This is a genomic window from Pseudoalteromonas sp. SG44-8 (assembly GCF_014164125.1).
Taxonomy (GTDB): Bacteria; Pseudomonadota; Gammaproteobacteria; order Enterobacterales; family Alteromonadaceae; genus Pseudoalteromonas; species Pseudoalteromonas rhizosphaerae.
Genome location: NZ_JACJEQ010000012.1, coordinates 39,406 through 51,672, shown reverse-complemented (window position 1 = coordinate 51,672; position 12,267 = coordinate 39,406). Strand labels below are relative to the sequence as shown.

Below are 12,267 nucleotides of genomic sequence, written 5' to 3'. Positions count from 1 at the left end.
CACATTAAAATGAAGGTATAAACCAATAAAGTAATTACAAAGGAAGGCATATTTTGAAACCTCAATACCCCAAAATCACAAATACTTTCGATAAAACAGCATTGATCGCGGAAGGTGGTGGGCAACGAGGGATCTTCACCGCAGGTGTACTCGATGCATGGCTTGAACATGAATATGACCCATTCGATTTATTTATTGGTACTTCAGCAGGTTCACAAAACCTTACTAGCTATTTAGCTCGCCAAAAAGGGTATGCCAAACGCTTAATCAGAGGGCTTTCGCGTCACAAACGATTTTTTCAATTAGGCCGTGGTTTAGTTGGTAAACATATAGTCGACTTAGACTGGTACTTTGATAAAACTACCGAAGTTAACAGAGCACTTGATTTTAAAACTGCAAAAGCAAGTTTGGGTGAACGAGAGTTACTTATTACCGCCACTAATGCCCGTGATCGAAAACCTTATTTTTTATCACCAACCGGTGAAGGCCAGCAATGGCGAGATCTATTGAAAGCGTCAAGTGCACTGCCATTTTTATATAAACAAGGTGTAAAACTCACGCCATGGTTAAATGCATTAGCTGCTAATGAAATAGATAAAACCGACGTACACGCTGAGTCAGACTTTTACCTAGATGGTGGCCTTGCTGCGCCACTACCAGTGCGCGAAGCCTACAATCGTGGTGCACGTAAAATTGTGGTGATCCGCACAGTTGATCAAGACTTTCAAGCGCAATCGGCATGGGTAAACAAGTTAAAAGCGTTTGTTTGTGCATCAGGATATTGCCCAAAAACCTTAGATTACTTATTACAACACGAACAAGCGTATGAGGATGAGTTAGCATTTATTGCCAATCCTCCGAAAGATGTAGAAATAATACAAATTTTTGCAAACCAAAAGCTTTCGAGCAAATTACTTGGTAGTTCAACCAATGATCTACGTCGTGATTATAAATTAGGTTTATTGGCAGGTAATAACTATTTTACTGAGCAATACCCAGCAAACAATACCCACCCTGTTGCTGTGGCTAACTAATTGGTATTAATGAATTTATTCCTATCAGTTGTATGTGAGTTGGATAAGTATCATGTGTTGTTAGTTTGTAATTAATAAGCGAGTCATAAATGGCTCGCATTAACGACCCGAGGCCTGCATTTATAATTACTGATCGCTGCGCCAATTAAAACAAATGCCAATGCAATTAAAACTGACCATGAAAAATGTATTTGTTGAGCCATAACCAGTAACACGGTAGATAGTAGCGGTGTTAAAAAACTCAAAGAGGCGAGTAACGTTTTATTACCTCTTTTTAAAGCGATGTCCCATAAGTAAAATGCGCCACCGACAGGTCCTAACCCTAACAAAAAAATACCTACAGTCTGCGTTAATGAAAAACGTGTGACTGTTTGTTCAAAATATATATGTGCCAATAAGGCCAAAATAGCTACATAAAGAGAAAGCCAACCAATATCATCAACGTGATTATCAAAGCGAGTCATGAACAATGAATAACTCGACCATAATAGCGCACAACTCGCAGCAAATAGGTAGCCTAAAAAGTACTGGCTATTGATAGTAAAACCACTGCCATCACTAATTAAAAACACGATCCCTATAAAACCAACCAGCCCGCCTATAATCGCATTTATTTTTTTTTCAGACCGCGCGACAAAAACACCCAATAACAATGGCCATAAATATACAATCAGGCTAATTTCGATCAATGGTGCATATTTAAGTGCCATAAAATAACAAAAATGAAAACCAAATAAACCAACTATGCCAATAATTGTTTGCGCCTTACCAAGTGTAGGCAGAGTTAACAAAGGCTGCTTGGTAACAAGCCGTTTAATAAACAGCAATAAGAACGACACAAAGAAGCACATAAATAGTAATTGAAAAGCCGGTAATGCTTTAGTTAAATTACCTAACAATGCTAATGCGCCCCATAAAAAAATAGCTAATACGCCGAAAATTGTAGACATAGCAAACATTTAATTAAAAATTAATTGATAAAGGTAGTTTATCAATTTTACTATCTAACACTGTGCTTAAAAGGCGATATTGTTGACGCTAAAGCTGCTTTTTTAAGTCTCGTGGGGATTGTTTGAAGTAGCAAGTGAAGGCGCGACTAAAAGCTGATGGGTCGTTATAACCAACCTGTTCACCAATTACTGCTATAGGTAAATCAGAGTAACAAAGTAAGGAACGCGCATGTTCCATTCTTAATTGCGTGTGATGTTTAACCGGGCTGGTGTGCATACATTGCTTAAAAACCGCTTTGAATTGAGTAACACTTAAACATGCAACCGCAGCCATATCATTCAATGTATAGTCTATCGATAAATCTTTTTTTATTAATAACAAAACGTTATTTATCCGCGGATCAATAGTCGCATTGGTAGTTTGTTGCCTGAGTAACACCAAAAATAAATTAAAACATAACGCTGCTTCATCTATGTTAGTTACACCTTGCAACTGCTTTTGGGTAAAACTTAGATAGCTCATTAATTTATCGTCAATACTGAAACAGGGGGCATTCATCGTCGTTAAGTTATTAGGGAGCTCTAATAAATCGGCCACTATAAAACGTGCATTTTCATCTGATTTAAACGCATGTAGAGTATTTTTAGGGATCACAACACATTGACCAACACCAACAGGCGCCGCGAAATTATTCATTTCAAGTTATATATAGCCACTAAGTGGTAAAACAAGTTGGTGATAGTGGTGCTGGTGGCTGTGGATTTTTCGTGTGTAATATCGAATCGATAAGCTATTCATCTATTAAATTTAATAATTGCTATGACAAACAATCATGGAGGGAATTGTAGGGTGTTGTAAATAACTTTTTGTTATTTTAATACACTCAATACTTGCTAATTTATATCAGCAAGATAAAGTATTGCCAACTAAATATTCTTAAATTCAGCATATGTATTCTATTGCAGGTTGAAAAATAATAACAAGGGCAAACATGTTTGATTTAATCGTAGGCAGTATAAATAACCTACTTTGGGGTGAAGGACAAATACTGATCTACATTTTACTGTTTACAGGTATTTGGTTTTCAGTACGCTTAAAACTGATTCAAATTTTAAAATTTAAACACATGTTCAGCCTTCTCAAAGGCAGTAGCAAATGCAATAAAAACGACATTAGTTCGTTTCAAGCACTGTGCACCGGATTAAGTGCGCGGGTTGGAACTGGCAATTTAGCCGGTGTTGCTGTTGCGATATCATTAGGTGGCAGTGGCGCCATATTTTGGATGTGGGTGATTGCCATACTGGGCATGGCGACCGGTTTTGCAGAAAGCGTACTTGGCCAAGTGTATAAAGTACGTGATAGCCAAGGCGAATTTAGAGGTGGCCCCGCTTATTATATTCAACAAGGAATAGGCAGCCGTAGTCTCGCTATCGCGTTTGCGTTGTGTTTGTTCTTAGGTTATGGCTTTACTTTTAGCGCGATGCAAACCAACACCATTACTGATGCGCTTAATTTCGCTTTTGAAATTCCAACCTTATATTCAGGCATAGTCATAACCTTGCTTGCAGGCTCTATTATACTCGGTGGCTTTAAAGCTATTGCCCGCTTTGCTGAGCGAGTAGTGCCGGTGATGGGCATTGTATTTGTACTGGCAGCTGTGATTATTACCTTGATTAACTTCACCCAAGTACCTGCTATGTTGAAGGATATATTCTTATCTGCTTTTGGGCTGCAAGAAGCCGGTGCAGGCGCAATGGGTGCGGCAATCAAAAACGGTATTCAACGTGGCTTGTATTCAAACGAGGCTGGCGCAGGCAGTGTACCGCATGCATCAGCAAGTGCGTCACCCATTCCAAATCACCCAGTAACGCAAGGGTATATTCAAATGCTCGGGGTGTTTTTTGATACTATAGTGTTGTGTAGTTGTACCGCTGTGATTATCTTATTGGCTGATATTGATATCAGTGGTGAGATGGCAGGCATTCGCTTAACACAAGCGGCAATGACCGCACATTTAGCACAAGGGGGCGTGTACTTTGTAGCAGCAGCCATTACTTTATTTGCCTTTACCTCGGTAGTGGCTAATTACGCTTACGCCGAAAGTAACCTACATTTATTTAAGCTCGATAATAAAGTAGGGCGCGGCATTTACACATTTTTATATCTATCAATGATGATGTGGGGGGCGTCTGCCACATTAAAAGAAGTATGGGATTTAGCCGATATTGCTCTTGGCTTGATGACAGTTGTCAATGTAATTGCCATAATACTGCTCACCCCGACTATTTTAAATGTCACAGACGATTATAATAGGCAACGAGCTGAAGGTATTGAGCCTGAATTTAATGCAAAAAATGTGCTCATTCAAGGTAAAACCGAGCAGGGTATTTGGCACTAAACATGACTATTGTCGCGAGGTTTTTTGCATAAGTATTCACCTTACTGGTTGTTGAAAATGATTAAGTATTTTTATGATTGATATATATGCAGGTAAAACTGCGGCAAAAATAATTACAGAACAAGGTTTTAAGCCCGACCTTTTTAATGCCTTTTTAGGTGCATCCGGTGGCCCTAAATGGTTTACTTTATTTGGTTTAGATAAGTATATTTTTGGTGAGTTTTTTAAAAACCGATCATCGCAACTCAATTTAATTGGATCATCGGCTGGAGCATTCAGATCTGCATGTTTTTCACAAAACGATCCCGTTGCGGCCATTGAACGCTTAGCAAAATCGTATTCGCAAACCCGATATTCTAGTAATAAACCCACTCCTAATGAAATTACCACTAAAGCCCGCGCACTACTCGAAGATGTGTTTGGCGATAACGGTGTCACCGAAATTATAAATAACCCCGTATTTAAAGCGCATTTTATTGTCGCAAAATCCAATGGCTTAGTAGCGAGTGAACTAAAAGCATTGCAGTTACTCGGACTTACCAAAAGCTATTTAAGCAATCGTGTAAACAGACGATTTTTAACAACCCAATACGAACGCATTATTTTTCAAGCGCCCAACAGTGAATTGGCAGTTAAAGACAGTTATAAATTTAAAACCACACATATAGATTTAACCACTGACAATTTAAAAGATGCGTTACTGGCATCGGGATCAATACCGCTGGTAATGCAAGGTATAAAAAATATTGCCGGCGCGCCTGCAGGCATGTATCGCGATGGTGGTATTGTTGATTACCACTTTGATTTTAAAATTAACAATCCTGGACTTATTCTATATCCACATTTCAATTCAGATCCAAAAGCAGGGTGGTTTGATAAAAGTTTAAAACGTAAAGTCGCCGCTGAAAATTACGATAACGTGGTAATGATCACTCCCTCTAAAAAATTCATCGCCAGCTTACCTTACGGAAAAATCCCCGACAGAAACGACTTTACAGATCTCGATGCGGATACACGTATAAAATATTGGCGAACAGTATTTAGCGAGACTGAAAAACTAGCCGATGATTTTGATAAAAAACTCAATAGCGAAAATGTTGAGCTGAAAATAATTGAATGATCTAATCTATCAAGTAATGTAGTTTTATCACTAATAGTTAACAGCCCATAAATTACGTTATGTTAAATAGGCTGAAATAAATTAAAGTGGGCGTAATCATACGAACTAGCCCACTTTTAGAAGGGTTTTGAGGTCTTAATTTAGCTCAGAATCTACCCAGAATTTAGTGCCTTTTAGTACGGCTTGTAATGCTAGGCCATTTTCGGTTAATGAATAAACAGTTACTTGATCTGCAATGGCTTCGGCAACAAGTGCACCGCCTTTATCTTGGTACTTTGCCGCTGCATCGGCATTGCCACCGAAGGCCCAACCATTTTCAATAAAACGATTTAACGCAGCTTGATTATGAAAAACCATTACAACGTTAAAGTCTTTAACACCTAAACCAAGTCCTAAACCAGCTTCACCCATATTCATATAAGTGGATTTACCCGTCAAATTATTTTTAACCACACCATAGCCGCCACCAAAGCTGGCTAAAACAACATTGACATTAGCATTATCAAATACTGCATAACCAGCGGCATTTTTAATTTGCTCTTTAACATCTGGTTTTTCTTTGTATAATTTACTGAGTGTATCTGCTCGCATATTTTGCACTAGATTACGCTTTTCAGTTGGAGAAGCACTACCTGTTGTAGCACAACCAGACAGGACTAATGTAAGTGCAACTAAACTTAAAACTATTAACTTTTTCATATGCCTTCCTTAAACCAGCAACATTGCCTTGGTATTATCTGATTAGCTTAACAATATAATTATTCACTAAGTCCAATACTAGACAGTATCGGACTTTAAAGTTAAACTGTAACTACTTTATTTTATTAGAAATAACTATATTATGCTTGTTGCTTTGGTCGATACATTAAAACAATTACGGTATCAAATTGCCCATCTTGAAGATGATACAATGCAATCAGAATACCCAGAACTTGCCACCTTTATACAGCAAGTTGGCTTGACTGTCGCTGAATCTAAGCAAGAATTAGTATTTTTGTATCAATTTTTATATGTTTATGGCCGAAAATCAGAAGCGACCTATAATCGTTTTCGTAACGAACTCGAACGCTTTTACCTATGGTCTTGGTTAGTCGCAGAAAAATCAGTATTTGAATTAAAACGTGAAGACATAGAAGCCTATGTCGATTTTATGATCGAACCCGATAAAAGCTGGGCGATGACTTCAGTGCAATGGCGCTATAAAGATGAGCAAGGGATCCGTAGATTAAACGAAAATTGGCGCCCTTTTATGCTCAAAGAATCTATTGCTAGCCAACAAACATTAGCGGCCATGTTTACTGCTTTAAATGTATTTTACAAGTTTGCTATTTTAGAAGAAAAAACCTTTGCTAACTTTGTACCGGTTGTAAAAAAGAATAGCCCTTATTTAGTTGTGCAATCACAAATAAAAATTCCTGATACCTTGAGTGATATTCAATGGGAATATGTATTTGGTGTCACACGTGATAAGTGTGAGCAACAACCTGATCTTGAAAGAAATTTATTTACCTTAGCGTGTTTAAAAGGTCTTTATTTACGGATCTCTGAACTATCAGAGCGACCACAATGGTCGCCTGTTATGTCTCATTTTTGGCAAGATAATGATGGCTTTTGGTTTTTAAGAATTATGGGTAAAGGAAATAAATTACGTGATGTCACACTCAGTGAAGATTTTGTAACTTATTTAAAACGTTATAGGTTGTACCGAGGTTTACCAGCCCTGCCCCGCGTTGATGAATCTGATCCATTGGTGCATAAAATTCGTGGTCAAGGCGGAATGACCGTTCGACAAATTCGTCGCTTAGTTCAACAAAGTTTTGATTTAGCCAAACAATCTTTACTTGATGATGGCTTTACTGATGATGCCGAGCAACTAGAATCGGCAACAGCGCATTGGCTCAGACATACTGGTGCTACGCATGATGCACAAACTCGCCCTTTAAAACATTTATCAGAAGATTTAGGACATGCAAAAATTGCCACCACCGATCAAATATATATTCAGACAAATATCAAAGAACGAGCAAAATCTGGACTTAAAAGGAAAATCTAAATGGAATATGTTGTATTAGCTGCAGTGGGTTTAGCCTTTTTAATTTATTCATTATCTATGCATCAATTAGAGCGAGCTGAAATTACCGGACCTATGTTTTTTGTTATTATCGGTGCGTTGATCGGGTTTATGCTACCAAGTAAAACGGCATATTTAACCAGAGACTTAGATCACTTATTACCTTTAATAGAATTAACACTGAGCATATTTTTATTTACTGATGCGGCAAAAACCAAACTGATGGTTTTAAAACACAGTTTTCAATACCCTAGCCTATTACTTTTTATTGCTTTACCACTTACCTTGTTTTCTGGAATTATTATTGCGAGTTTAATGTTTACCCAGCTGACACTTATTCAAGCTGCACTAGTTGCAATAATATTAACGCCGACAGATGCAGCGCTTAGTAAAGGATTATTAAATAGCAGCGCGGTGCCTGAAAAAATTCGTGAAGGGATCAATACTGAAAGTGGTTTAAACGATGGTTTATGTGTGCCAATATTTTTAGTCTTGATGTTGTTAGCAAAAGAGCCTGCATCTACATTTTCGGTTTTTGATACGGTCATTGTTTTTGCGCGTGAATTAGGTGTGGCTATTCTGGTTGCAGTTGCTGCAATGGGATTGATCATTCCCGCGATTAAATTTGCCATGCAACGTCATTATTTTTCAAATAATAGTAGCCCATTTTTAGTGGTTGGTATGGCAATGGCCATTTTTTCAATCGCACAAAGTTTGCATAGCAGTGGTTTTATTGCGGTGTTTGTTGCTGGATTAATTTTTGATAGATTTACCGATCAGGCTTTACGCTTAAAACTCGTTGAAGATAGTGAACACATCGCGGACTTTACTGGTTTGTTGATCTGGTGTTTATTTGGTTTTGTATGCAGCTATTTAGTTTTGCCAGAATTATCATGGGCACTTACTGTATTTGCACTACTGAGTACAACGCTTATTCGAATTATCCCTGTGATGCTGTCATTACAATTTACTAAATTAAAAATGAAAGAACGTTTTACTTTTGCTTGGTTTGGCCCGAGAGGCTTAGCATCTATTGTATTTACTTTAATGGTGATCGATAGCGGCATCGAAAATAAATACCTTATAGCTACGATTGCTATGACAACTATTTTATTTAGTGTTTTTATTCATGGTATGAGCACCAAGCCTATTGCTGATAGTTATTTAAAATAAAAAAAACGATATAAAAAATGCCGCAATCCTTTTTAAAAGCGTGCGGCATTTTTATATTAAATGTTATTGCTTAGCTTATCTGCTAGTAGTTCTATTGGGTGTTTTGGTTTGAATTTTTCATAGCGTTTAACTTGGCTACGACAAGAAAAACCGGTTGCTAATAATTGCTCAGGTTTATTTTTCTCTACAACACCTTGCCAACTCATTTCATATAATGCTCGAGAGTTTTTTTGGTTTTGCGCTTCATGGCCATATGTACCTGCCATACCGCAACACCCTGTTGCTGTTGTATTAAGTTTTAGGCCTAAGTCAGTAAAAATTGTTTGCCATACATTCGCCGCTTTTGGTAATGCGGTTGTTTCAGTACAATGACTTAATAACGTAAATGTTATATTGCTATCAACTTTGTTAGCTAAAGATTTAAAAGATTGTGTTGCTAACCATTCATGAGCAAGTAGCACTTCAAACTCACCACGTTCATCACCTAAAATAGAATTATATTCATCCCGATAACACATTACTAATGATGCATCTAAACCTACAAGTGGTGCATTTATTTCAGATAATGAATTTAAAAATGTTGCTGCATTTTTTGCTGTGATCTTAAATTCATTTAAAAAACCTTTAACGTGTTGCGGTTTTCCATTTGGCTTAAACGGTAACAGTATTGGCTTCTTGCCTAGTGCGGAAATTATTTTTATAAAACTTTCTACCAGCTCAGCTTCATAAAAACTGGTAAACGGATCTTGCACAATTAGTACATACTCACTTTGTTGCTCGGGAGATAAGCCTGAAAGTTGTGCAAAATTAAATTCGTGTGTTTTATTAATCCGTTTTGTTAAACGTGGTGAACTAAGCACGGGTGTATCAACATAGCCAACAGATTTTTTTATTAATGAGCTGACTAATTTAGTTTTTACAATTGGGTTTATTACATTTGAAAATTTGGCCATTAATGGTGCACTGGCTTCAATATTACCGACTAGATAATCTTTAAGTGGGCGCGCGTAGTAACTGTGATAATAATTTAAAAAACGTGATCTAAAAGTCGGTACATCAACTTTTATTGGGCACGCTGTGGTACATGCTTTACACGCTAAACACTCATCCATTGAGGCTTTAACTTCATGAGAAAAATCATACGCGCCTTTCTTTTTATCGCGGCTATGTTGAAAACGTTCCCACCAGGTGATCACTTCACCTTTATTAAGTTCTTTTTCAACCTCAATTAAATCAATCTCTTTTGCTTCTTGTAATCGTAACCATTCACGCATTAAACTTGCGCGACCTTTAGGTGAATTACGACGATCACCGGTTACTTTATATGATGGGCACATAGGAGAGTTTTCATCATAGTTAAAGCAAATACCATTGCCATTGCATGTCATTGCATTATTAAAACTAGTTTTAACATCAACCGAAATTTGTCTGTCGAACCACGCACGCTTTTGACCGTCAACACTGACTAGTGAGTCCTTACTTTCAATCGGAGTACATATTTTTCCGGGATTAATCCTATTGTTAGGATCAAAAGCTGATTTTATAAGTCGTAATTGCTTAAATAAATGCTCACCAAAAAACTCAGGGCCATATTCACTTCTATACCCTTTGCCGTGCTCGCCCCACATTAAACCACCGTATTTAGCTGTGAGTTTAACAACTTCATCAGAGATCACTCGCAGTAATTTTTCTTGTTCGGGATCACACATATCAAGTGCCGGTCTAACATGTAATACACCGGCATCAACATGACCAAACATGCCATATTGTAAATTATGGCTATCGAGCAAAGCTCTAAATTCAACAATATAATCTGCAAGATTCTCAGGTGGTACGGCGGTGTCTTCAGCAAACGCCAAAGGTTTTTGTGCGCCTTTAACATTACCCAACAAGCCAACTGATTTTTTACGCATGGCATAAATTTTTAAAATATCAGTCTTACTGCTGGTAAGTTGATAACCAATTACGCCGTTTTTTTGTTGTGCAACGCAATCATCGAGTAATGCACATAGCGACTCAACTTTGTCTTTTATGTCATCAGGCGATACAGCATTAAACTCAACCATGTTAAGCCCTTGCATATCTTTATTTGGCACATCGGTTATTAAGTCCGATACTGAATGCCAAATTATATCTTCACGTGCAAGATTTAAAACTTTGCTGTCAACGGTTTCAACTGAGGTAGCACGAGCATCGACCAAAAATGGTGAATGCCGCAGTGCCGAATCAAAGCTATCATACTTGATGTTGATTAAAGTTTTGAATTCAGCAATAGGTGTGATGTTTAATTTAGCCTCAGTAACAATACCAAGCGAACCTTCTGAGCCAGTTATTAGCCTACTCATATCAAAAGTTTGTAAGTCATCACTTAGCACATGTTCTAGGTCATATCCGGTTAAAAAGCGATTTAAACGTGGAAACTTGGCTAAAATTGCATCCCGCTCAGACAAACAAATATCAAGCACTGTTGCGTACAGTTTACCGATTGTAGTGTTTTGTTCGGCAATTAGTTTGGCTTTATCAATGTCGATTGGTGTCGTTGACATTTGTGTGCCATCGACTAAATAAGTGGTAAGTCCTAAAACATGATCGCTAGTTTTACCATACACCAGTGAGCCTTGTCCTGATGCATCGGTATTAACCATTCCGCCGATTGTTGCGCGATTACTCGTTGATAAATCAGGTGCAAAGAAAAATCCATAAGGGCGTAAAAAATCATTTAATTGATCTTTAATCACGCCCGTTTGCACTCTAACCCAACCTTCTTCAGGATTAATTTCGAGGATTTCTCGCATATAACGTGATAAATCGACTACGATCCCGGGAGTTAATGATTGACCGTTGGTGCCTGTACCACCGCCGCGAGGTCCAAAAGTCAGCGATAGATAAGGGTCTTGTGCAGCAGTTTGCAGGGCAATTTGAATATCTTTTTCAGTTTTAGGAAAAATAACACTTTGCGGTAACTGCTGGTAAATACTGTTATCAGTTGATGCAGTTATACGAGTGGCATAACTTGCATCAGTGTCGCCAGTAAACCCTTGTTTAATTATAGTTTTTAAGTAACTTGCGACTAAATCGGTCGCGGCATCTTGTTGGCTAATAGTTGCTATCATGACGGTAGTAAATTAAGGCATTTGTTCGATTATATCATGCTAAAGAGCAATAGAAATTGAAGATTTTACAGTTTGTAACACTCTTTTTATCGTAAAAAGACTGTGATTACTTATACTCATAGTAGATGCTTAATTGCGAGGGAATTGAAATGAAAAAATGTGTATTAGTTTTAGTCGGCAGTTTATTTATGTTGCTGGGATTATTTTTTGCTATTGTACCAGGCCCTTCTTTGATTTTTTTTATTGCAGGGCTTATGTGTTTCTCTTTTTATTACCCTAAAGCACGCCATTATTTAGCAATTTGCCAAAAAGCGCTGACAAAATCTTGCGCGTTCTTAGATAAGAAGTTAGCCCGATAAAAGTTATAAATAAGCTATAACATATTGAGTAAACAAAAATGCCAGCAA

At 37.6% G+C, this 12,267-nt stretch carries 10 protein-coding genes; 6 read left to right on the top strand and 4 right to left on the bottom strand.

Translation table 11 applies throughout. From position 1 onward, the window contains the following. Positions 1–53: 53 nt before the first annotated feature. Positions 54–1,034 carry a patatin family protein gene (locus H5163_RS11505; RefSeq protein ID WP_182735165.1) on the top strand — a complete coding sequence of 327 codons (981 nt, stop codon included), beginning with the start codon at positions 54–56 and terminating at the stop codon, positions 1,032–1,034. An 83-nt stretch (positions 1,035–1,117) separates the two neighbouring features. Here the strand turns inward: H5163_RS11505 and H5163_RS11500 are convergent, their stop codons facing one another. Continuing rightward, complete coding sequence (locus tag H5163_RS11500; protein WP_182735164.1) at positions 1,118–1,984, bottom strand: DMT family transporter; 867 nt, start codon at positions 1,982–1,984, stop codon at positions 1,118–1,120. A gap of 88 nt (positions 1,985–2,072) precedes the next feature. Beyond that, the gene (locus H5163_RS11495) at positions 2,073–2,681 is read right to left on the bottom strand and encodes an AraC family transcriptional regulator (RefSeq protein ID WP_259399806.1); all 609 of its coding nucleotides are present in this window, start codon (positions 2,679–2,681) and stop codon (positions 2,073–2,075) included. A 295-nt stretch (positions 2,682–2,976) separates the two neighbouring features. Here H5163_RS11495 and H5163_RS11490 point away from each other — a divergent pair, with 295 nt between their 5' ends. Together H5163_RS11490 and H5163_RS11485 are read left to right on the top strand one after the other, a co-directional pair. After that, positions 2,977–4,383 carry a sodium:alanine symporter family protein gene (locus tag H5163_RS11490; protein ID WP_182717275.1) on the top strand — a complete coding sequence of 469 codons (1,407 nt, stop codon included), beginning with the start codon at positions 2,977–2,979 and terminating at the stop codon, positions 4,381–4,383. A 73-nt stretch (positions 4,384–4,456) separates the two neighbouring features. Continuing rightward, positions 4,457–5,503, top strand: coding sequence for a patatin-like phospholipase family protein (locus H5163_RS11485; RefSeq protein WP_182735163.1), 1,047 nt, complete (start codon positions 4,457–4,459; stop codon positions 5,501–5,503). 135 nt (positions 5,504–5,638) lie between these two features. Here H5163_RS11485 and H5163_RS11480 read toward each other — a convergent pair whose 3' ends face one another. Then, on the bottom strand, positions 5,639–6,202 hold the full coding sequence (locus tag H5163_RS11480) for a YSC84-related protein (RefSeq protein ID WP_145239042.1): 564 nt from the start codon (positions 6,200–6,202) through the stop codon (positions 5,639–5,641). Between the two features lie 142 nt (positions 6,203–6,344). Here H5163_RS11480 and H5163_RS11475 point away from each other — a divergent pair, with 142 nt between their 5' ends. Together H5163_RS11475 and H5163_RS11470 are read left to right on the top strand one after the other, a co-directional pair. Continuing rightward, complete coding sequence (locus H5163_RS11475) at positions 6,345–7,556, top strand: tyrosine-type recombinase/integrase (RefSeq protein WP_182735162.1); 1,212 nt, start codon at positions 6,345–6,347, stop codon at positions 7,554–7,556. Further along, positions 7,557–8,747, top strand: coding sequence for a sodium:proton antiporter (locus tag H5163_RS11470; RefSeq protein ID WP_182735161.1), 1,191 nt, complete (start codon positions 7,557–7,559; stop codon positions 8,745–8,747). It abuts the gene before it with no gap. Between the two features lie 56 nt (positions 8,748–8,803). Here H5163_RS11470 and H5163_RS11465 read toward each other — a convergent pair whose 3' ends face one another. Further along, complete coding sequence (locus H5163_RS11465) at positions 8,804–11,860, bottom strand: FAD-binding and (Fe-S)-binding domain-containing protein (RefSeq protein WP_182735160.1); 3,057 nt, start codon at positions 11,858–11,860, stop codon at positions 8,804–8,806. Between the two features lie 149 nt (positions 11,861–12,009). On the opposite strand from H5163_RS11465, the gene H5163_RS11460 reads away from it, so the two are divergent. Continuing rightward, positions 12,010–12,219, top strand: a complete 210-nt coding sequence (locus tag H5163_RS11460; RefSeq protein ID WP_145239030.1) for a PGPGW domain-containing protein — start codon at positions 12,010–12,012, stop codon at positions 12,217–12,219. Positions 12,220–12,267 lie beyond the last annotated feature (48 nt).